The organism is Pseudoalteromonas haloplanktis ATCC 14393, from assembly GCF_000238355.1.
Taxonomy (GTDB): Bacteria; Pseudomonadota; Gammaproteobacteria; order Enterobacterales; family Alteromonadaceae; genus Pseudoalteromonas; species Pseudoalteromonas haloplanktis.
On record NZ_AHCA01000012.1, the window covers coordinates 16,982 to 38,269 of the forward strand.

Genomic DNA, 21,288 nt, shown 5'->3' on the forward strand with positions numbered 1-21,288 from the left:
AACCACAGTACTGGCGGCATCGCTAGTATTAAGCAGCCCATTTGCGATGGCTGATATTCACTTTTTAGTACCAGGTGGTCCGGGTGGTGGTTGGGATACAACAGCGCGTGGCGTTGGTGAAGGTTTAGTGAAATCGGGCATTGAGGACAATGCTTCATTCCAAAATATGTCTGGCGGCGGCGGTGGCCGTGCAATCGCCTACTTGATTGAGTCTGGTACTAAAAAAGGCGATATTTTGATGGTTAACTCAACACCCATCGTGTTGCGTGCATTAACCGGTAAAATTCCTTACAGCTACCGAGATCTAACACCCGTTGCCAGCATGATTGCCGATTATGGTGCATTCGTGGTACGTAACGATTCACCATATAAAACATGGCAAGATGTGGTTGCCGCCATGAAGGATGACCCAAGCTCTGTAAAAGTGGCGGGTGGCTCGGCACGTGGCAGCATGGATCATTTAGTTGCAGCACAAGCAGTTAAAGCCGCGGGTATTGATGGTCGTCGCCTTCGCTATATCCCTTATGATGCAGGTGGTAAAGCAAAAGCGGGCTTGTTATCGGGCGAAGTTAACCTACTTTCAACGGGTTTAAGTGAAGCGTTAGAAGTGGCCAATGGCGGCCAAGCACGTATTCTAGCGGTCACATCGGGTGAAGCATTACCGGATTACCCAGAAATTCCAACGCTTAAATCATTAGGTTATGACATGGAGTTTATTAACTGGCGTGGCTTTTTTGCCGCACCTAACTTACCTGCTGACAAACTTGCACAATACACCGAGAAGTTACGTAAGTTACAAACGACTCCTGAGTGGGAAGTTGTGCGTGCACGTAATGGTTGGTTAAACCTATTTCAAGAAAAAGATCAATTTATAAAGTCACTTGAGCAGCAAGAAGCACAGCTTAAAGTTGTTATGGAAGAACTCGGCTTTATTCGTACGTTACGTTAATCGAGGCTCTGATGTTGAATCGCGAATTACTAGGGCCAAGTTTATTCTTGGCGCTATTTACACTATACGCCATTGTTGCATGGCAAATTCCATTACTCCCATTTGAAGAGTATGAAACCGTTACCTCCGCCACTTTACCTAAAGTATATGCGGCATTCGGTATTATCGTTTGCTTACTTTCAATTGGAGCTACTTTACTTAAACCAACAGAAAAAACAAATGCGGATGATGTACTTGAAAAATCACATGTATTAAGAACATTTGGCTTGCTGATATTAATGGTGTTGTACAGCGCAATGCTTGAACCAATTGGCTTTTTAATATCAACCAGTGTGTTTTTATTAGTGGGTTTTTTTGTTATGGGAGAGCGTCGCAAGAAGATTTTATTGCTGGCTTCTATTCCTGTTGCGGTAGTGTTTTGGTTCTTAATGACCCAAGTGCTCGGTATTTATTTGGTTCCTGGCAACCTGTGGAGTTAAGTTATGTTTGATGGAATTATGTTGGGTTTGTCGACCGTACTCGACTGGAACAACCTGTTGTATGTGATAGTAGGTTGTTTTGTTGGTACTTTTATTGGCATGCTACCGGGCTTGGGCCCTATTACAGCAATCGCATTAATGATCCCAATTACTTATAGCATCGGTGCCGATTCAGGCATGATCTTAATGGCTGGGGTTTATTATGGTGCAATTTTTGGCGGTTCAACCTCATCTATATTGATCAATGCCCCAGGGGTTGCAGGCACGGTTGCCTCCTCCTTTGACGGTTACCCGCTTGCTAAGCAAGGTCATGCTGGTAAAGCATTGGCGATTGCTGCGTACGCTTCCTTTATAGGCGGAACAGTGGGCGCTATTTTATTGATGGTTGCTGCGCCTTTGTTGGCAAAAGTATCACTGAGCTTTCAATCCCCTGACTATGTCGTACTGATGTTTTTAGGTTTAACAGCGATTGCTGCTTTTTCGAATAAAGGACAATTTTTAAAAGCTATGATGATGACAGTGTTTGGTTTAATGCTTGCAACCGTCGGTATTGATCCATCATCTGGTACAGAGCGATTTACTTTTGGCCAAGCGGATTTACTTGATGGTATTAGCTTTTTACTCGTGGCAATGGCAACCTTTGCCTTAGCTGAGGCGTTAATCAATGTTGTGCGCCCAGAGAAAAAAGAAGTGAAGAGCATTAATGATTCAGATACCCCACAAATTGGTTCAACTAAACTGACTAAAGCAGAAGTTAAAGAGATGGCACCTACGGTGGGTCGTTCATCTATCCTTGGCTTTATTATTGGCGTGTTGCCGGGTGCCGGTGCAACCATTGCTAGCTTTATGGCGTATGCCACTGAGCGCAACTTAGCCCCTAAAGGCTTAAAAGAGAAGTTTGGTAAAGGGTCATTACGTGGTTTAGCAGCCCCTGAGTCTGCTAATAATGCAGCTTGTACAGGTTCGTTCGTACCACTATTAACGTTAGGTATTCCTGGTTCTGGCACTACAGCGATTATGTTAGGTGCATTAATTGCTTATGGTATTCAACCAGGTCCGATGTTGATGCAAGAAAACCCAAGTGTGTTTTGGGCGGTTATCGTTAGCATGTATTTTGGTAATATCGTATTGCTGATTTTGAACTTACCGTTGATCCCATATTTTGCAAAAGTATTAGCGATGCCAAAATCAGTGCTCACTATTATGATTTTGTTCTTCAGCTTAATAGGGGTGTATTTAGTCTCCTTTAATACTTTTGATTTATTTATGATGGTTGGGTTTGCTGTTGTAGCGCTGGTATTACGCTTGCTGGCTTTCCCAATGGCACCATTGCTACTAGGCTTTATTTTAGGTGATATGATTGAACGTAACTTCCGTCGCTCAATGATGATCTCTGATGGTTCATTAAGTTTCTTATGGGAACGTCCATTGACCTTGAGTATTTTTGTAATCTCAATCGTGGTGTTGTTATTTCCATTAAAAGACTTTATAACTCAGCGCCGAGCAGATAAAGTGGCTCTGAAAGAGAAACAAGAGCATGCTTAATTGAGGTAATCATGAGCAACACCAAGAAGCAAAACCCGTTACAAAGCATGGTTAAAAGACCCAAGCGTTTAGAAACGCGACTCATAATTTGGGTAACAGGACTATGTGTATTGCAAGCGGTGTTGTTTGGCGGCTTGGTGTATCAAATTACTGCACAAAGTTTACATAATCACATCGGTGATAAGGCACTTGCTGTAGCGACTAGTATTGCATCAAGCGATGAGGTTGTGAAGGCGTTAAAAAATCCCAGTAACTTGGTGGCAATTAACCAAGAAATAGAAAATCTGCGTCAGCTTACTGACGCAGATTTTATTGTTATTGGCGATAAAAATGCCCATCGGATTGCCCACCCTGATAGTAATAAACTGGGTAAGCGGATGGTTGGCGGCGATAGCCAAGCGGCGTTAAGAGGTGAACGTTATATCTCAGTGGCACAAGGCAGCTTAGGTGAATCTATTCGCGGTAAAGTGCCAGTTTATGATGAACAGCAAAACATTATAGGTTTAGTATCGGTTGGCTTTTTAGTGCAGTCGGTTGAGCCGTTGATCAGAGCGCGCATTGTCGAAATTATGATCTGGGGTTTGCTGTTAGTGGCGTTGAGTATTATTGCCGCTATTTTTATCGGACAGCGAGTGCGCAATGCCATTTTTGGTTTGCAACCTGATGAAATTGCACGGTTGTTTTCAGAGCAAGATGCCATTTTAAATACTATGCGCAGCGGCGTGATAGCACTTGATCCTGATGGTCGCGTGCGAAAGCTAACTCAGCGAGCCTGTGAAATTTTAGATAAACCAGCGGCCTGTAGCAATAAATCACTCACGCTTAAAGATTTACTACCAGAGCATGCTGAATTTTTACTGCGTAACCAACGCCGAAAAATGGTTGGCTTTGAACTATTTGCAGCGGATAAGCGCTTAGTGCTTTCGCGTTTTTCATTGCAAGTGCAAGGACAGGCCGATGGTATTTTACTGACCCTGCGTCCTGCAGATGAGCTTGAATACTTAAGCCAACAACTTACTAAAGTACAAGCCTTTGCAGAGCTTTTAAGAGTGCAAACACATGATTATTCGAACAAGCTAAACTTAATTGGTGCGCTTATTCAGATGGGTAAAAATGAGCAAGCTATCGAATTAATTGGTCAAGAAAGTCAAGGTTCACAAGCGCAGATCCACCACTTGCTAGAGCGCATTCAAGATCCTGTTCTAGCCGGATTATTAGTCGGTAAATATCATAAAGCACGTGAGTTAAATGTAGTGCTTGAGCTAAATCCAGATAGCTTACTCGGTGCGATAGAGCGGACCGAAATGTTAGAACGGGTAGTGTCAATATTAGGGAATTTAATTGATAATGCCATTGATGCAGCGATCAGAGCCAGTGAAGAACGCACGCCTTATGTACGAGTAACCGTGGATGAAACCAGTCAAACTTTATTGTTTGATGTAGAAGACAGTGGCTTCGGTTTGGGCAGTGATCACGAGGTAATTTTTACCCCACAATATAGTTCTAAAAGCGGTGCAGAACATGGTATTGGGTTATATTTAGTAAAAACTAATTTGGACTCCTGTGGTGGCAGTTTAGAAATTGGTGAGTCAGATTTAAAAGGGGCTCGACTGAGCGTCTATATTCCTAAGTAACAGCAAGTTATTTAGGGTGATAAGCTGCGACGAAGCAAATTATAACAAAAGTAAATGCGATAGCGCAGCAATGCTAAAAATGAGTAATAAAAAATGACATATTCAGTAGTTATCATCGAAGATGAACTAGAGGTTGCACAGCTGCTTGCGCAATACTTGTTGCTACCTAATGGGGTTGCAGGGAATCAAACTGCGCGACAAAGCTTGCGTCAAGGTCAGTATCAGGTTGTTGGAATTGCCGCTAATCTCAGTACGGCTAACGGGTTATTGCAGGCGATAGAGCCTGATCTAATCTTATTGGATATTCACTTGCCAGACGGTAATGGGCTCGATTTATTAAGTGAATTAAGGGCACGTGCGATTAAAAGCGATGTCATGCTATTGACCGCAGCCAAGGAAGTCGAAACGCTTGAAAAAGCCATGCAGTTGGGTGCTTGTGATTTTTTGGTAAAGCCATTAATGCTTAATCGTCTTGATCAAGCATTAGCACGATTTGAATCACGCCAACAGTGCTTGTCGGATGCCAACGAAGTGACGCAATCAATGGTTGACACCTTATTCGGCTCAAATGAACAAACAAAGGCCCCCGTCAGGTTACCTAAAGGTGTTGATCAACTCACCTTAAGAAAAATTATTGATGCTTTTAAAGAGCATAAAAAAACACCTTTTACAGCACAACAAATGGGCGATTTAGTTGGCGTTAGCCGCTCTACGGCACGGCGCTATCTCGAGTATTTGCTAGAAGCAGAGCAAGTCAGTGCCGACCAAAGCTATGGCAGCATAGGTCGACCTGAGCGTTGTTATAAAATGGGATAACAGTTTATCTATCTGATTTATAGTGTGATCCCTGGTTTTTTTGTTGTTCTAAGTTATGTGAAATTAAGATGTAGAGAACAGCAGTAAAAATATTTTCTAGAATTGATTGCATTTTAAGCGACTTCTATGGTGATGTTCGCATTAAGTAATGCTATACTCCCGCCGAATAATTTTTCGACTTTATTAAGAGTAAAATAATGGCAGATTTATCGAAGTACAGAAACATTGGTATTTTCGCGCACGTTGATGCGGGTAAGACCACGACTACTGAGCGTATCCTAAAGCTTACTGGTCAAATCCATAAAACAGGTGAGGTTCATGATGGTGAATCAACAACTGACTTCATGGAACAAGAAGCTGAGCGCGGTATTACTATCCAGTCTGCGGCTGTAAGCTGTTTCTGGAAAGATCACCGTTTTAACGTTATCGATACTCCTGGACACGTTGACTTCACTGTTGAAGTATACCGTTCACTTAAAGTACTTGATGGCGGCATCGGTGTATTCTGTGGTTCTGGTGGTGTTGAACCACAATCAGAAACTAACTGGCGTTATGCTAACGAATCAGAAGTTGCACGTGTTATTTTCGTAAACAAATTAGACCGTATGGGTGCTGATTTTTACCGTGTAACAGAGCAAGTACGTAAAGTACTTGGCGCAAACCCATTAATCATGACGTTACCAATTGGTATCGAAGATGAGTTCTGTGGTGTTGTTGACGTTTTAACTAAAAAAGCATACATCTGGGACGAAACTGGTCTTCCAGAGAACTACACAGTTGAAGACGTTCCTGCAGACATGGTAGACAAAGTTGATGAATACCATGAAATGCTAATCGAAACTGCTGTAGAGCAAGACGATGATCTAATGGAAGCGTACATGGAAGGTGAAGTACCTTCTTTAGAAGATATCAAGCGTTGTATCCGTAAAGGTACTCGTGACCTTGCTTTCTTCCCTACATACTGTGGTTCTGCGTTCAAGAACAAAGGTATGCAGTTAGTACTTGATGCTGTTGTTGATTACTTACCAGCGCCTACAGAAGTTGATCCTCAACCTCTTATGGACGAAGAAGGTAATGAAAACGGTGAATTCGCAATCGTATCTGCTGACGAACCATTCAAAGCGTTAGCGTTTAAGATCATGGATGACCGTTTCGGTGCATTAACTTTCGTACGTATCTACTCTGGTAAACTTAACAAGGGTGACACTATCCTTAACGCGTTTACTGGTAAAACTGAGCGTGTTGGCCGTATGGTTGAGATGCAAGCAGACGACCGTAACGAATTAACTAGCGCACAAGCTGGTGACATCATTGCAATCGTAGGTATGAAAAACGTGCAAACTGGTCACACTCTTTGTGATCCAAAGCACCCAGTAACACTTGAGCCAATGGTATTCCCAACGCCAGTAATCTCGATTGCTGTACAGCCTAAAGATAAAGGCGGTAATGAGAAAATGGGTGTTGCTATCGGTAAAATGGTTGCAGAAGATCCATCTTTCCAAGTTGAGACTGATGAAGATTCAGGCGAAACTATCCTTAAAGGTATGGGTGAGCTTCACTTAGATATCAAAGTAGATATCCTTAAGCGTACTTACGGTGTAGACCTTATCGTTGGTCAACCACAGGTTGCTTACCGTGAAACTATCACTCGTGAAATCGAAGATAGCTACACGCATAAGAAACAATCTGGTGGTTCTGGTCAGTTCGGTAAAATCGACTACCGCATCAAGCCAGGCGAAGTTGCTTCAGGCTTCACGTTTAAATCAACAGTTGTTGGTGGTAACGTACCTAAAGAATTCTGGCCTGCAGTTGAGAAAGGCTTTAAGTCAATGATGAGCGAAGGTGTGCTAGCTGGCTTCCCTGTGCTTGACGTTGAAGTTGAACTTTTCGACGGTGGCTTCCACGCCGTGGATTCATCAGCAATCGCATTCGAAATCGCTGCTAAAGGCGCTTTCCGTCAATCGATCCCTAAAGCGGGCGCACAACTTCTTGAGCCAATCATGAAAGTTGACGTGTTCACGCCAGAAGATCACGTTGGTGACGTAATCGGTGACCTTAACCGTCGTCGTGGTATGATGAAAGACCAAGAAGCTGGTTTAACAGGCGTTCGTATTAAAGCAGACGTTCCGTTATCAGAAATGTTCGGTTACATCGGTTCATTACGTACAATGACATCAGGTCGTGGTCAGTTCTCTATGGAGTTCTCACACTATGCACCATGTCCACAAAACGTAGCTGAAACTGTAATCGCTGCAGAAAAAGAGAAAAAAGCAGCTAAATAATTAGCCTTTTAAATCTTTGAAAAAACCCGCACTTGTTGCGGGTTTTTTGTTTCTATAATCAAAATAAAGCCCTCATAAATAAACGGGTACACTTTTTTGATGTTATGACTTTTTGCTGTTGTTATCGCTTAGGTAATTTCTCGTTTAAGCGCTGTAAATGCTACTCAAATATAACTAATCATTTATTCCTTCTTTCTATAATCTGACCCGTTAATAAGTATTATCTGAATGGAGTATTATTCAGAATATTGAAACTAATCGTTTGTACCTAGGGAAAAAGTAGTGCAAATACTTGAATACGATCAACTAAAGCGGGTAAGATAATAACTTATGGCCATCTTTATGGTTATATAAGGGAAATGGAAGTCTCTCGAAGAAAGAGACATAAACAGGTACTTTTTAGGACGTTTATATGAACGCAATTAAATTGAGCCCAAATTGGTTGTTACAGTTAGTGATAATTTTAATTGTGGCGCTGGTCACTTTTTCATTAACACTTATCTTTACTGTAAATCAAACTGTTTTAGCTTTAATAATTACGCCGATTATATTTATGATTTCAATTCTAAATATAATCAATTTACGATTTTTGCACTGTTATAAAGCGGGAATTTATTACTCTCAAGGATTTGGTAAGAAATATATCAACGCAGATGAAATAGTTGATATACATTTTCATTCATTCAAATTATTAACTGTGCTTGTCGTAACGTTAGAAAATAACAAGGTCGTTCGCTTTTATAATTGGCAGTTTGATACGCAAACTCAGCAGTCGATTAAGTGTTGGTATAAGAAAAATAAAAGTAGTTGCGATAAACTACAGCAAACACCCTGTAATGCATAAAAAGAGGCCGCTAAATAGCGGCCTTTTTATTAACCTGAACTCTTAAGAGTAAACCTATTACAATCAGAGCTTAGTTCATATTACACTTTTTTACGGCGTAACAACGTTAGCGGCAGTGCTAATAATGTTAGCCAAAATAGTGAGCCGGAGTCATCATCTTCGTCATCTGATTCATCATTGTTGATATTAATATAGACAAGTTGCGCATCTGATAAGTTACCCGCACTGTCTTTAGCTTGTACCATTAATGTGATTTTCTTTTCAAATTCGAAGTCTAAGTCGCCAGCGACGATTAACTGGCCTTGCTGATTAATCGTTACGCCATTGTGACCCTGAACTATAAATTCAACAACCGGTGTGTACTGCGCATCGGCGTCAGTGAACTCCAGCTGACCTATAACTGTACCAATAGCGCTGTTTTCTAACACGCTGAAGCTTTGCTCTGGTGATAATACCGGCGCTTGTGGCTCTGGTGTTGGCTGTTCAGCAATAGCAGATTTAATATCTACAATCACAGGATCATGATCCGATGCTCTGTAGGCATCACTAGCATATAAACTTGCTTGTTGTGAATCTGATTTAAACTCAACATTATAGTCTAAGCTGATTGGCTCATCTGCATTGATATGCCAGTCTGTTGCAGCCACTACTTTAGTTAGCAAGCTTGGGCTAGCTACAGCATGATCTAGGCTACCCAGGCGGCCTGAGAAGCTATATGAATAGCTAAAGGTATTGCCGTCTAATTCTGCAACAACATTCTTAAACCCTTTATCAGCAAACGCGCGGATTGGATCTTCCATTGCGTATGCATTCATATCGCCGACTAAAATGATATCTTCATCATCGATACCTGTAGGTGCGGTGTTTAGCCAATCCGCAAAGGCATTGGCACCAGTTACGCGAATTTCATTCCAGCATGCTTGACCATCGCCTAAATCGGCGTTATTGCCATCTGCACTACCGCATCCTTTTGATTTCAAATGTGCAACAGCAACAGTAAACACCTCTTCAGACTCAAGTGATTTGAAGCTTTGTGCGATTGGTGGGCGATTGCTGTAGTCAAATGGATATTCCGTTGTAATTGCAGCAGTGCCGACTTGGGCTACTTTATTCGCGCGATAAATAAGGGCTGTTGTTATTTCATCAGTACCTACTTTATCAACATTGAAATTAACGAATGCATATTCATTAGTGCTATCTTCATCGTTTAACGCATTCACTAAGCTCGCAATAGCGCTATTTGCGCCAAAACCATCATTTTCGATTTCCATTAAACCGATAACATCTGCTTCTAAAGCAGCAATAGCACTAACAATTTTTGCTTGCTGGCGAATAAACTCAGCTTCACTGTCTGCGCCACGACTGGTTGGGAAACCTGCACCTTGGCCATCACCGTTAAAGTAGTTAAGAACGTTAAAGCTTGCAATACGTAGATCGGCATCAGCATGCAGAGCTGGGGCATCTGTGCGCGGATTTGTTGCAATAAAAGCGGGCTGGATTGTTGGGTGAATGCGATAGCGATCAAAGCTGTACCCTAGAACACCTGTAACGGTATTTACAGTATCACCTAAGCGCAGTGTGTTGTATGCGTCCAAGCCTGTACCAGGGTATGAAACTGGATCAAGGTTTTGCTTTGTTGAGCCATCATCAAGTAAAATTTGTTTTTTCTCATTTTCAACTTCTACTGCATTTGCTGCATCCCCAGGTAGGGCTATTTGTGTGCCTTGATATAAACGCTCTGTTGCTAGATCAACTTCACCATAACGCCCTAAGCCATAGTTATTGGTAACAACAAGGGGTTGTTCTAAGGTCACTAGCATGCCTTCATAGGCTTCTAAATCCGCTACCTCAGAAACAGGCAGTGATATTTTTGTTGCAGTGGTTGTCAGGCCCGTAGCACATACTTCTATTTGGCTAACGTTACCAATTTGTGTGGCGTTGTAGTACTCAGCAACATTTCCTTTGATACGTACATGATCACCGACATTGACCTCACTATCAGCAAAGTAAACAAATACCCCTTCAGACGTTAAAGGATTAGTATCAATATCAGCTTCCAGTGATGTAATGAAGAAACCATTTAATTGCTCTGCGCCTTGGAAATCAGCAGTTACAATACCTTCAAGCTCAATTTCTGTGTTCAATAGAGGGCTATCACCGCCTTCACCTTGAATTGCGTTGATAAGGGTTTTAGCTGCACCACATTCAAGTGGTGTAACCGGCTCAGGTTCAGGCTCTGGATCCGGTTGATTATTTTCCCCATGGAAACCTAAGCCCGAAAAGTCATCTTTATCAAATTGTAGCCATTGCTCACTTGGATCAAATGTCGCGGCGGCATCGGTACGTCCAGACGTGATATCTGATTTACGACGCAAGCTTCTATCTTTAGTGACAACACCACCCGCTGACCATTGACCATTATCAGGGCGCACGCCTATTTGGCCAAAGCTATCAACAATGGTATCACCGAGCGTAAGTGTAAAAGCATCATCACCATTAAAGTTAACAGTACCACTGAATATATTGGCCTTGGCTTTTAGCTCTTCTACAGCTCGATCATCTGACGTGACGATGACATAAGCACTATTTGCGGCAATAGAACCGGATAATTCTTCACTTGTGGAAGGGGCTTCACTGCCGTTTGAATATAAATTGAGGGTATAACCGTCAAGAGATACAGCTGTGGATGTAGTATTATAAATTTCAATTGCTTTATTGTAACCGCCACCTTCTACATATTCAGAGATGATTAAGTTAGCTGAAGCTGGTGCACTGAGGCTTGCAATAACAAGCGCCAATGGCGTTATTTTTGTATTTAACATTATTATTTTTTCCCGTGTATTGTGTCCCGAATGGGACAAACAGTTTAAGGGTAATTTATGACAAATAAAATAATAATTGTTAATAAAATGAAAATAAAAAGAGCGTATTAACGCTCTTTTAAAATTAGCGCTATGAGCTGTTATTTATTTAGCCATTGCGCAGCTTGCTTGGCAAAATAAGTTAAAATGCCATCTGCACCAGCACGTTTAAATGCCAATAAAGATTCCATTATAGTCGCTTCTTCGGCTAACCAGCCGTTATCAATAGCCGCTTTATGCATAGCGTATTCACCGCTAACCTGATAAGCGAAAGTTGGTACGCCAAACTCATCTTTGACACGACGTACTACATCTAAATAAGGCATGCCGGGCTTAACCATTACCATGTCAGCGCCTTCTTGCAAATCGAGTGCAACTTCACGAATTGCTTCATCAGAATTTGCAGGATCCATTTGGTAGGTTTTTTTGTCAGCGCCTTTTAAGTTGCCAGCTGAGCCGACTGCATCACGAAATGGTCCATAATAACTTGAAGCGTATTTAGCTGAGTAAGCCATTATACGTGTATGAATATGCCCATTTGCTTCTAACGCTTCACGAATAGCGCCAATACGACCATCCATCATATCCGAAGGAGCAACAACATCTGCACCAGCCTCAGCATGGGATAACGCTTGTTTTACTAAAATTTCAGTAGTGACATCGTTAATCACATAGCCGTCTTCATCAATAATGCCATCCTGACCATGTACCGTAAATGGATCAAGTGCGACGTCAGTGATCACACCAAGTTCAGGGTATGCTGCTTTTAAAGCGCGTACAGTACGTTGTGCAAGTGCATCATCATTGTAGGCTTCTTCGGCTAATAATGATTTTTTGTCAGCAGGAGTAACCGGAAATATAGCGATAGCTGGCACACCTAATGCGACTAGCTCTTTTGCTTCAATAAGGAGTTGGTCGATAGATAAACGCTCTATACCCGGCATTGACTCAATCGCCTCACGACGGTTGTTGCCTTCAAGTACAAATACTGGATAAATTAAGTCATTTACAGTGAGTTGGTTTTCAGCCATTAAACGGCGAGAGAAATCACTGCGGCGCATGCGGCGCATGCGAGTGTAAGGGAAAAGGTCGAGACCTGATTGGGCCATTATTTGCTCCTAGTCTAAAATTGGAAAGCTAACTACACGATTACGACCACTTTGTTTGGCATGATAAAGTGCTTGATCAGCGCAGCCGGTGAATAATCCAGGGTTATTAATGTCTTCAGCGATGGCGCTATATACACCAGCACTTATAGTAAATTTGATTTCAGTATTTGCAACAGTAATAGCCGTATCCATGATTGCTTGGCGTATTTGCTCTGCTAACTCAATAGCACCACTGAGAACCGTGTTGGGGAGTAAAACGACAAACTCTTCTCCCCCATAACGGACCACTTCGTCGAGAGGTCGTTTTAGGCGGTTTTTTATAATGTCTGCGACAGCACGAATAGTTTGGTCGCCAATTAGGTGGCCATAAGTATCATTAATGCTTTTAAAGTGATCGATATCGAGCATTATGACACTCAATGGAGTTTGTTCGCGACGAGAGCGGCGCAAATCCATGACAAGTTTCTTATCAAAGTAGCGACGATTTTTGATTTTGGTTAATGGATCTTCCATATTGATTTGTTCGAGAGCGCGGTTTTTTTCTTCTAATTCGCGCAGCGTAACTTGTAGCTCAAACGTACGCTCTTCAATATTTGCTTCGAGATCTAATCTGGCTTGTTCTTGTAATTCTAAACGCTCTTGGAGTAAGGCATCATGAGCTTCGCTTTGTGCTATTTTACTTTGTTGGGCGGCGACTTGTGCGTCACGCTCGATTAAGTAATGTTTAATAGTGGCAAAACTTAGACTGAGCGAACAGATTAAAAAGCTAAAGAATACAAATGGTAAACCACGGGTATTAAAATCATAAACATTAAAAACCACGCTGATTAAGTAAAGTAAAGCGGAGAAATACACGATTGCCGCTGTTAACAAAGCTATTAATGGTTGTGTTCGTTTGGTTCTTATATCTAAGGTGATTGCAGTGATATGCATAAACATTACCACTGTCGGAGCTGCTAAGCTGATAATAATCATAGCATTTGGCGGCAGCAACCAAATGAATAACAGGCTGATGCCAAGCAACCTATTACACCAATTATGCACAGGGTGTAGATAAACATTAATATTTTTACGTAGTTGCTCAAGTAACGGCTTAAACAAGTATGCTGTAAGCATTAACATTGTAGGGATTGCAACTTGCTGCAAGGCGGGGACCGAAGGGTGAAAGTAGCGATAGCCAAACCCATATAAATAAATGAGCAGTAACCACAAAGTAATTAAAATGCCACCGCTAAGTGCAAAGTAGTGTTTGCGTGAAAAACCAAACAACACCAAACATGTGATTGCTAACGAGAGAATAAACCCGACGAGCAAGCCGTACATTAGATTAAATTTACTTTTATACTTTAAATATTCATCGTGTTGCCAAAGACTTAAAGGGACTCTAACGCCATTTTTACTTTCAACACGTAGTAATAATTTTGAGTCACTGTTTGGTGGCAGCACCAGCTTAACTAATAGAGACTCTGTTTTAATTTGCCGATTATTCAGTGGTAAAGCATCACCAATCTCTTTAAATAATAAGGTACTTTGCCCGTCATAATGATAGACCGCAACCTTATCTAATAATGGGTTGTCAATTGAGAGCAGTAGCGCTAGAGGTGAGTTTTCAGTATTACTAACTTGTAGACGAAGCCATACAGCTTGGTCTGTTACCCCTAAATTGAGCGCTTGATCTGTGAGTTGTTGCCATTGTGGATTGGGTGCTAACTTAGCTTGGTTGAGTGTTAGGGGCTGCAATGAGTACTCAAAAGGAATATCTTGCAAGCGTTTAAAGTTTTTATCTAAGACGATATTCGTGGCATGAGATGAAAATGAAATCAATAGCAAGCTACATAGCAGCAACCAAACACGCTTCATTATCAGCCCTTATGGTTGAATAACTGTTGGAAGTTAAGTGTAGTTTGCTCTGCAACGGTTGTAAATTCTAACCCTTTTAAGGTGGCAATCGTTTCGCAGATATGTGGTAAATAGCTTGGCTCATTACGATGAGATTTTGGTCTTGGTGTTATCGAACGTGGAATTAAAAACGGCGCGTCCGTTTCTATCAATAACCGCTCAAGTGGAATACTTGGTATAAGTTGTTGTAACTGCTTACCACGGCGCTCATCGCAAACCCAACCGGTAATACCAATATATAAACCTAGCGTTAAATATTGCTCAAGTGCATGTTGGTCACCGGTGAAGCAATGTAATACACCACGGATAGAGTATTGTTGCAAGATTGCAAGCATATCTTCGCTGGCATCACGTTCATGTAAATATACCGGAAGGTTTAGTGCTACTGCCAACGCTAATTGTCGGTGTAATACGGAGCGTTGAATCTCGCGAGGAGAAAAATCGCGATTATAATCCAATCCGCACTCGCCAATAGCGACTACTTGTGGGGCGGCTGCCAATGCGCGTAATTGTATTTCTAATTGTTCATCTGCTGATTTGGCATCATGTGGATGAATGCCAGCAGTTGCGAGCAGTTGATATTGCTTTGCTAGCTCTAAGGCGTGTTGGCTAGAATCAATATCGCAGCCAATTAACAGCATTTGACTAACATTGTGTGCTTTTGCACGAGTAATGATAGCCAAATGTTGATCGTCAAATTGATGATTGGTGAGGTTTACGCCAGCATCAATAAGGAGTGTGGTCATTAATTAGTGCGCTTAACGCGGATCGAACGATTCAGACCTTCTTTCTTCAATAAAAAGGAGTTGAACAAACCTCGCTCGATCACAATTGTGTCGTTGGCAGTAAGGCGTAAGCTGTCAGAACCAATTTGGCGCCATTGCTGACCATTATCTAAGTTAATAATTAACTCGCCATACGGTGCTTCTTCAACGCTGGTTACGATGGCAGAAATTTCATCGTCGTTATCTTTAGCTGCTTCTTTATGTTCAAGGCCAAAGTTTTCGTTCTTCGTTTTAACTATCTGCTCACTCGCGACAGCAGTGCCTGTAGTTGCGGCAACCGCAGGCGCAGCGCTATTTGTAGCAGGTGTTAACGTTTTCGAGGTGGTTGGCTTACTTAATGATTTACCTGCCATAGTGTTGTCGTAACAAAGTAGGCGGTTAAAATCATTTTCTACAAATGTACAAGCCTGTAAAGCTTGAAGGTTTACATCGTTGGCATGAACCGTTGGAATACTTAGCAAAGCAAGTATTGGCAGTAGTTGTTTTTTCATTTATTCCTCTGACTCATTTTGCTGAGGCTTAGCGCTATAAAAAGACGCTAAAATTAACCCCAATTCAAATAACAGTAGCATGGGCAATGCTAATAATGACTGTGAAAGTACATCGGGCGGTGTTAAAAACATCGCCACCACAAAAACACCTACCACAATATAGGGGCGTTTTTCTTTTAAACTCTGTGTTGTCGTCGCACCGCTGAAGCACAACAGCATAATAGCTACAGGGATTTCAAAGGCCACACCAAAGGCAAAAAATAACTTTAACGCGAAACTTAAGTAACTACTAATATCCGGTGCTAGGGTCATCATTTCTGGGCCGACACTGGTAAAAAACCCAAGAATAATTGGTAGCACTACAAAGTAACAAAATGCGATCCCGCTATAAAAAAGTACAATGCTTGATGCCAAAATAGGCATTAGCATGCGCTTTTCATGCTGGTATAGCCCTGGTGCTATAAAGCCCCATATTTGATGTAATATCACCGGAAACGCTGCAAACAAAGCGACAAATAAGGTTAACTTAAATGGTGCAAAAAATGGTGCCGTTACATCTGTGGCTATCATAGTTGCGGTGCTTGGTAAATGCGCAATTAAGGGCGCGGCAACAAAACTGTATATATCGTTTGCGAAATAAACCAATGCTATAAAAAATAGCAAAATAGCTAATAAGGCTTTCATTAGCCTGTTTCGCAGTTCGATTAAATGACTTACAAAGCCGGATTTTACTTGTTCAGTCATAATTTAACTCGTTACCGATATATAGACCACAGCTAACAAAAATAATTTCATTTTTGTTCATCAATATTCGCTTTTTTGGTTAGATCCGAAGAGGCTTTTTTATAACTGTGTGTGACGGACTCAGCCGCTTTTTGCAACTCGTCAACCGAGTCTTTTATGGCAGGGTTGAGATCTTGCATGCCTTGCTGTTCAGCTTTTTTTAAATTTTGATGCAACTCATGCACTCTTAACTCTTCGTTGACCTCGGCCTTAACTGAATTTGCTAAAGATTTTATCGTTTTTATCCAGCGGCTTACCGTGCGAACAGCAACGGGCAACCGCTCAGGGCCGAGCACCACTAAGCCGACGATTAACACCACAACCAGTTCCCACATACCCATGCTAATTAAACCTTATGGTCTTCTTTGCTTTTATCAGCAGACTCTTTATTTTGTATAGGGTTATTTGCTTGCTCAATGGGTTCTGCAGGCTTGCTTTGCTCGTCATCAGATACTGCTTTTTTGAAACCTTTTACTGCATTACCTAAGTCACCGCCAATGCCACGTAATTTTTTTGTGCCAAAAAGTAACACAATGATTGCTAGTACAATTAATAATTGCCAAATACTAATACCGCCAAAACCCATGGTTTACTCCAAATTTCATTGTATGTTTACGCTGATTATACTCAGCAGAGTTTAAATAGCACTTAGTTTATGCGTTTCGCCACGCTAAAACAAAGCCAATTAGTGAACAGCTTGCAGCAACCACGGTAGCGATAAAATCATGTTGTAAATAACATAACCCCGAAACTATCATTGCTGCGCCTGCAAATACACCAAGTAACAATGGCTTATGCGATGGTTGTGGCAATGCTGGTTGATTGTGTTGCTGTTGTTGTTTTAGATTCTGATAAATTAAATCAGGTAGCTCGGGCATTTTTTCAGCCCAAAATGGCAAGTTTGCATAGACTTGCTTAAGCACCGACCAAGGACCTACTTGTTGTTTTACCCACTCCTCTAAAAAGGGTTTGGCTGTTTTCCACAAGTCTAGCTGTGGATATAGCTGTCGACCTAAACCTTCAACATACAACAAGGTTTTTTGCAGTAGAACCAATTGCGGTTGAACTTGCATATTAAAGCGACGAGCGGTATTAAATAGGTTAACTAGTACGTGACCAAATGAAATCTCGGCAAGCGGTTTATTAAAGATTGGTTCGCAGACAGTACGAATGGCAAACTCAAATTCTTCAACACTGGTATCTTTTGGTACCCATCCTGAATCAACGTGTAATTGTGCCACTTGACGATAATCACGGTTAAAGAATGCAATAAAATTTTCTGCTAAATAGCGTTTATCTTCTTTATTTAAAGTGCCAACGATACCGCAGTCTATACCAATGAATTTTGGGTTTTCAGGTGTATCGTAAGAGACAAACACATTACCCGGATGCATGTCAGCATGAAAAAAGCTATCCCGAAATACTTGGGTAAAAAACACCTCCACGCCTCGCTCAGCGAGTAATTTCATATTGGTGTTTTGTGCAATGAGTGCATCTGTATCAGACACCGGAATGCCATAGATACGTTCCATAACCAATACATTTACTCGGCTGTAGTCACTATAAACATACGGAATATAAAGGGACTCAGACCCCTCAAAATTGCGCTTTAATTGAATTGCATTAGCGCCTTCACGCAGTAAGTCTAATTCATCAAGTAAGGTTTTTTTATACTCTTTAACAACTTCTACAGGGCGTAACCTTTTCGCTTCATTGATTAATTTGGCGACTACTTTGGCAAACTGTTCCATGAGCGCTAAATCAGCATCAATTTGATTTTTGATATCTGGGCGAATAACTTTGATCACCACATTTTGTGGCTGGTTTTGTTCATCAATTAAGGTTGCAGTATGTACTTGTGCTATGGATGCGGATGCCAACGGTGTTTGATCAAAGTCACTAAAATATTCGCTGATATCCTCTATTTCAAGGGCAGTTTCAATTAACTTTTGTGCTAACACGCCATCAAATGGCTGTACTTGATCTTGCAATAAAGCCAGTTCTAAAGCGATATCCAGAGGTAACAAGTCACGTCGAGTCGATAGCATTTGGCCAAATTTTATCCACACAGGCCCTAATTGCTGTAGTGCTAAGCGCAGCCTTAAACCCGCAGGTTTTTCGGGGTGTTTGTTTTTCAACCAAAACAAACAAGCGCGACTTACTTTGCCGTACCAAGGTATTTTTTGTGATGGTATTAATTCATCTAAACCATAGTTAAGCAGGGTTTTAGTGATGTTATAAAGCCGAGCAGCTGACACAAATAATCCTTACTGATTTATTTAGCTTGAAGTAATTGGTTAATTCGCAACTCAAGTTGCGCAGTATGACTTTTCAGTTGACGTGTGTGTTGCTTAAATTGTTCCAGCTCTAAAGGGTGAATGGTCACCTTAAGTTCGTCTTGGCATAAAGTTGTTACTGTCGTTGCCAGTTGCATGCTGGTTTTTTTCCCGTGTTGCTGAGCTTGTTGCAACAGCAGCCATAACTGTTGAGCTGCGGCATCACCCAGATAGCCTGATAAGTGCTCAGGCCAGTCGATATCAAGCATTGCAAAGGCATTGCTAAAACCTTGCGCGATATTGAGGTCACCTTGCAAATCAAGCTTGTCTTGGCGAATTAATTGAGTGAGCATGGCTGGGTTTTTAAGGGCCATTAAGGTCTGTATATCAGCACTGATCATGCAATCAAATTGCTGTTCAGTGGTGTTATAGATATGCAGTTGCTGACCAGTAAATACAACTAAAAACTGCTGCTGCCAATCGCGTATATCAATTAATAAGCGCTGTTGAGCAATGGCGGCAAGTCTATTGCTAAGGGTTGGGTCGAGCTTAAGTGCCGTATTTAAAATACGCTCTACGATAGCGACTATAAAGTTATTTAACATACCAATACCTTAGCAATCAATGTGATGAGCTTGGCGACTGTTAATATTTAAAGCCGCGATGCAATGCAACAATTCCGCCTGTTAGGTTTTGATATGTTGTTTGCTCAAACCCTGCGTCGTTCATCATTGCTTTTAGTGTTTCTTGATCAGGATGCATACGAATCGATTCAGCTAAATATTTGTATGATTCACCATCATTTGCAACGAGTTCACCCATTTTTGGTAGCAGGTTGAATGAGTAAAAATCATAGGCTTTACTGAGTACTTCATGCTCTGGTTTAGAAAACTCGAGTACCAGTAAACGGCCACCAGGCTTCAAAATACGGTACATTGAGCGCAGCGCTTTGTTTTGGTCGGTAACATTACGTAAGCCAAAAGCAATAGTAATTAAGTCAAAGCTATTGTCAGGGAAAGGCAGTGCTTCGGCATTCATTTGCACGTAGTCGATATTGCTAACAAGACCTAAGTTATGCAGCTTTTCACGGCCTACCTTAAGCATTGATGAGTTGATATCTCCTAAGACAACTTGCCCTGTATCACCCACTAGCTGGCTAAACTTAGCGGTTAAGTCTCCTGTGCCACCGGCTAAATCCAGCACATGATGACCTTTACGAACCCCTGAGCTGGCGATAGTTTGACGTTTCCATAAGCGATGAATACCAAACGACATGAGATCATTCATTACATCATATTTAGTCGCAACAGAATGAAACACATCGGCAACCATGGAGGCTTTTTCTGTTTCGGCAACGGTTTTGTAACCAAAATGCGTAGTCTTTTCTGGATTCTCGTTCATGATTAATCTCTATCGTGGTAATAAAGACTAGTGTACTTGATTGTGCCTGTGGGGTGCAATTTGAATCTAGTTAAATTGCTTGTGGATCAAACTGATTAAAGACTATTGACCAGCAATAAAACTACTTTGGCCAAGTGATCTCGCTTTATGTGCAGCATTGGAAGCTTTGCGAGCAAGATTATTAAAATCTTTTTCATCTTGATGTTTGGCAATACCTAATGACAGGTTGATTGCTGGCAGCTTGATACCATTTTTAGAGCTGACAAAGCGTAGTTTTTCGACACCATTGCGGACTTTCTCAGCAATAACATTGGCTGTTTCAGGGTCAATATCAGCCAACAAGATGGTAAAGGCATCTTTACTAGTACGCCCCGGAAGGCCGCTTTCAAATACATATTTTTGAATTTGTTTAGCGACTTTACTCAAAATGACTTCACCAATTACATCGCCATAATTATCAATAAAATGATCTAAGTTATCGATTTGGATAGCAATGGCGCACACCGATTTATTTTGGTCTAGCCATAACTGAGTTTGTTGATTTAAATAATGACGTTTAAATAGGCCTGTTTGTTGATCAGTAATATGTTGTTTGCGTAACTGCACAAGTTGCTGTTGGGTTTTTTCTTGTAATCGTTTTGCTTTGATCAGCTCTTGCTTAAATTGTTTGTGTTGGGTGAGTAAATGAGCGGTTTGTTTGTTTAACGTTTCAAGCGCTTGGCGGCTTTGAGAAACATTGTTCTCATCTAGCGAATGTACGCAATCACTAACTTGGCTTGCAAAGCGGATAATATCTTTTTCGGTTGAATGCGCGCTACGTGATAATGAATTAATAATACCGTCGACATTACGAACCATATTTGTTTCAGCTTTGTGAGCGTGATCCATGTAATCGAAATATAATTGCTCGATATAGACACAATCAATTGCTTGGCCTTGGGCAATTGCGCGATCAATGGTGGTGTTTAAATGAGTATTCGCTTGGCTAACGTAGGTATAAACAACGTGATAATTAAGTGGAGTCGGTGGTAATACGTGATGTTCTAAAAAGATACATACCTTGGTCATTTTTTCTTGAGCAATAGCCATGGAATCATGGAACATCATTGTATACACCAATTAAATATACGTAAC

The 21,288-nt window shown here is 41.3% G+C and carries 19 protein-coding genes; 7 read left to right on the top strand and 12 right to left on the bottom strand.

Annotated features, from left to right (window positions below):
- Positions 1 to 46: 46 nt before the first annotated feature.
- The 7 genes from PHAL_RS0118475 (at position 47) to PHAL_RS0118505 (ending at position 8,549) form a co-directional block, all read left to right on the top strand.
- Positions 47 to 949 (top strand): Bug family tripartite tricarboxylate transporter substrate binding protein, encoded by a 903-nt coding sequence (locus PHAL_RS0118475; protein WP_374954839.1) that lies wholly within the window; start codon positions 47 to 49, stop codon positions 947 to 949.
- Between the two features lie 11 nt (positions 950 to 960).
- Complete coding sequence (locus tag PHAL_RS0118480; RefSeq protein WP_016709921.1) at positions 961 to 1,428, top strand: tripartite tricarboxylate transporter TctB family protein; 468 nt, start codon at positions 961 to 963, stop codon at positions 1,426 to 1,428.
- A gap of 3 nt (positions 1,429 to 1,431) precedes the next feature.
- Complete coding sequence (locus PHAL_RS0118485) at positions 1,432 to 2,973, top strand: tripartite tricarboxylate transporter permease (RefSeq protein ID WP_016709922.1); 1,542 nt, start codon at positions 1,432 to 1,434, stop codon at positions 2,971 to 2,973.
- Between the two features lie 11 nt (positions 2,974 to 2,984).
- On the top strand, positions 2,985 to 4,607 hold the full coding sequence (locus tag PHAL_RS0118490) for an ATP-binding protein (RefSeq protein WP_016709923.1): 1,623 nt from the start codon (positions 2,985 to 2,987) through the stop codon (positions 4,605 to 4,607).
- A 93-nt stretch (positions 4,608 to 4,700) separates the two neighbouring features.
- Positions 4,701 to 5,423 (top strand): response regulator, encoded by a 723-nt coding sequence (locus tag PHAL_RS0118495; RefSeq protein WP_016709924.1) that lies wholly within the window; start codon positions 4,701 to 4,703, stop codon positions 5,421 to 5,423.
- A 197-nt stretch (positions 5,424 to 5,620) separates the two neighbouring features.
- The gene (fusA, locus tag PHAL_RS0118500; RefSeq protein ID WP_016709925.1) at positions 5,621 to 7,705 is read left to right on the top strand and encodes an elongation factor G; all 2,085 of its coding nucleotides are present in this window, start codon (positions 5,621 to 5,623) and stop codon (positions 7,703 to 7,705) included.
- A 412-nt stretch (positions 7,706 to 8,117) separates the two neighbouring features.
- Entirely contained in the window at positions 8,118 to 8,549 is a 432-nt protein-coding gene (locus tag PHAL_RS0118505; protein WP_016709926.1) for a hypothetical protein, read from the top strand.
- Positions 8,550 to 8,629: 80 nt separating this feature from the next.
- Here the strand turns inward: PHAL_RS0118505 and PHAL_RS0118510 are convergent, their stop codons facing one another.
- The 12 genes from PHAL_RS0118510 to PHAL_RS0118565 all read right to left on the bottom strand — a co-directional run bounded on the left by PHAL_RS0118510 (position 8,630) and on the right by PHAL_RS0118565 (position 21,243).
- Positions 8,630 to 11,371 carry an ExeM/NucH family extracellular endonuclease gene (locus PHAL_RS0118510; protein WP_016709927.1) on the bottom strand — a complete coding sequence of 914 codons (2,742 nt, stop codon included), beginning with the start codon at positions 11,369 to 11,371 and terminating at the stop codon, positions 8,630 to 8,632.
- Positions 11,372 to 11,511: 140 nt separating this feature from the next.
- Complete coding sequence (gene hemB, locus PHAL_RS0118515; protein WP_016709928.1) at positions 11,512 to 12,519, bottom strand: porphobilinogen synthase; 1,008 nt, start codon at positions 12,517 to 12,519, stop codon at positions 11,512 to 11,514.
- A gap of 9 nt (positions 12,520 to 12,528) precedes the next feature.
- Positions 12,529 to 14,379, bottom strand: a complete 1,851-nt coding sequence (locus PHAL_RS0118520; RefSeq protein WP_016709929.1) for a sensor domain-containing diguanylate cyclase — start codon at positions 14,377 to 14,379, stop codon at positions 12,529 to 12,531.
- 2 nt (positions 14,380 to 14,381) lie between these two features.
- Positions 14,382 to 15,164, bottom strand: a complete 783-nt coding sequence (locus PHAL_RS0118525) for a TatD family hydrolase (RefSeq protein ID WP_016709930.1) — start codon at positions 15,162 to 15,164, stop codon at positions 14,382 to 14,384.
- Positions 15,164 to 15,694 (bottom strand): hypothetical protein, encoded by a 531-nt coding sequence (locus PHAL_RS0118530; protein WP_016709931.1) that lies wholly within the window; start codon positions 15,692 to 15,694, stop codon positions 15,164 to 15,166. Before PHAL_RS0118530 ends, PHAL_RS0118525 begins: the two co-directional genes overlap by 1 nt.
- Complete coding sequence (gene tatC / locus PHAL_RS0118535; protein ID WP_016709932.1) at positions 15,695 to 16,438, bottom strand: twin-arginine translocase subunit TatC; 744 nt, start codon at positions 16,436 to 16,438, stop codon at positions 15,695 to 15,697.
- A gap of 47 nt (positions 16,439 to 16,485) precedes the next feature.
- Complete coding sequence (gene tatB / locus PHAL_RS0118540; protein ID WP_016709933.1) at positions 16,486 to 16,818, bottom strand: Sec-independent protein translocase protein TatB; 333 nt, start codon at positions 16,816 to 16,818, stop codon at positions 16,486 to 16,488.
- Between the two features lie 5 nt (positions 16,819 to 16,823).
- Entirely contained in the window at positions 16,824 to 17,063 is a 240-nt protein-coding gene (gene tatA, locus PHAL_RS0118545; protein WP_016709934.1) for a Sec-independent protein translocase subunit TatA, read from the bottom strand.
- 67 nt (positions 17,064 to 17,130) lie between these two features.
- Positions 17,131 to 18,735, bottom strand: coding sequence for a ubiquinone biosynthesis regulatory protein kinase UbiB (gene ubiB, locus PHAL_RS0118550; protein WP_016709935.1), 1,605 nt, complete (start codon positions 18,733 to 18,735; stop codon positions 17,131 to 17,133).
- A 17-nt stretch (positions 18,736 to 18,752) separates the two neighbouring features.
- On the bottom strand, positions 18,753 to 19,358 hold the full coding sequence (locus tag PHAL_RS0118555; RefSeq protein WP_016709936.1) for a ubiquinone biosynthesis accessory factor UbiJ: 606 nt from the start codon (positions 19,356 to 19,358) through the stop codon (positions 18,753 to 18,755).
- A 40-nt stretch (positions 19,359 to 19,398) separates the two neighbouring features.
- On the bottom strand, positions 19,399 to 20,154 hold the full coding sequence (gene ubiE / locus PHAL_RS0118560) for a bifunctional demethylmenaquinone methyltransferase/2-methoxy-6-polyprenyl-1,4-benzoquinol methylase UbiE (RefSeq protein WP_016709937.1): 756 nt from the start codon (positions 20,152 to 20,154) through the stop codon (positions 19,399 to 19,401).
- Between the two features lie 102 nt (positions 20,155 to 20,256).
- On the bottom strand, positions 20,257 to 21,243 hold the full coding sequence (locus PHAL_RS0118565) for a GGDEF domain-containing protein (protein WP_016709938.1): 987 nt from the start codon (positions 21,241 to 21,243) through the stop codon (positions 20,257 to 20,259).
- Between the last annotated feature and the right edge of the window lie 45 nt (positions 21,244 to 21,288).

Excerpts from the sequence above, each read along its gene's own strand:
- PHAL_RS0118475 (WP_374954839.1), top strand. The coding sequence starts at position 47 with ATGGCTGATATTCACTTTTTAGTACCAGGTGGTCCGGGTGGTGGTTGG.
- PHAL_RS0118480 (WP_016709921.1), top strand. The coding sequence starts at position 961 with ATGTTGAATCGCGAATTACTAGGGCCAAGTTTATTCTTGGCGCTATTT.
- PHAL_RS0118485 (WP_016709922.1), top strand. The coding sequence starts at position 1,432 with ATGTTTGATGGAATTATGTTGGGTTTGTCGACCGTACTCGACTGGAAC.
- PHAL_RS0118490 (WP_016709923.1), top strand. The coding sequence starts at position 2,985 with ATGAGCAACACCAAGAAGCAAAACCCGTTACAAAGCATGGTTAAAAGA.
- PHAL_RS0118495 (WP_016709924.1), top strand. The coding sequence starts at position 4,701 with ATGACATATTCAGTAGTTATCATCGAAGATGAACTAGAGGTTGCACAG.
- fusA (WP_016709925.1), top strand. The coding sequence starts at position 5,621 with ATGGCAGATTTATCGAAGTACAGAAACATTGGTATTTTCGCGCACGTT.
- PHAL_RS0118505 (WP_016709926.1), top strand. The coding sequence starts at position 8,118 with ATGAACGCAATTAAATTGAGCCCAAATTGGTTGTTACAGTTAGTGATA.
- PHAL_RS0118510 (WP_016709927.1), bottom strand. The coding sequence starts at position 11,371 with ATGTTAAATACAAAAATAACGCCATTGGCGCTTGTTATTGCAAGCCTC.
- hemB (WP_016709928.1), bottom strand. The coding sequence starts at position 12,519 with ATGGCCCAATCAGGTCTCGACCTTTTCCCTTACACTCGCATGCGCCGC.
- PHAL_RS0118520 (WP_016709929.1), bottom strand. The coding sequence starts at position 14,379 with ATGAAGCGTGTTTGGTTGCTGCTATGTAGCTTGCTATTGATTTCATTT.
- PHAL_RS0118525 (WP_016709930.1), bottom strand. The coding sequence starts at position 15,164 with ATGACCACACTCCTTATTGATGCTGGCGTAAACCTCACCAATCATCAA.
- PHAL_RS0118530 (WP_016709931.1), bottom strand. The coding sequence starts at position 15,694 with ATGAAAAAACAACTACTGCCAATACTTGCTTTGCTAAGTATTCCAACG.
- tatC (WP_016709932.1), bottom strand. The coding sequence starts at position 16,438 with ATGACTGAACAAGTAAAATCCGGCTTTGTAAGTCATTTAATCGAACTG.
- tatB (WP_016709933.1), bottom strand. The coding sequence starts at position 16,818 with ATGGGTATGTGGGAACTGGTTGTGGTGTTAATCGTCGGCTTAGTGGTG.
- tatA (WP_016709934.1), bottom strand. The coding sequence starts at position 17,063 with ATGGGTTTTGGCGGTATTAGTATTTGGCAATTATTAATTGTACTAGCA.
- PHAL_RS0118555 (WP_016709936.1), bottom strand. The coding sequence starts at position 19,358 with ATGTTAAATAACTTTATAGTCGCTATCGTAGAGCGTATTTTAAATACG.
- ubiE (WP_016709937.1), bottom strand. The coding sequence starts at position 20,154 with ATGAACGAGAATCCAGAAAAGACTACGCATTTTGGTTACAAAACCGTT.
- PHAL_RS0118565 (WP_016709938.1), bottom strand. The coding sequence starts at position 21,243 with ATGGCTATTGCTCAAGAAAAAATGACCAAGGTATGTATCTTTTTAGAA.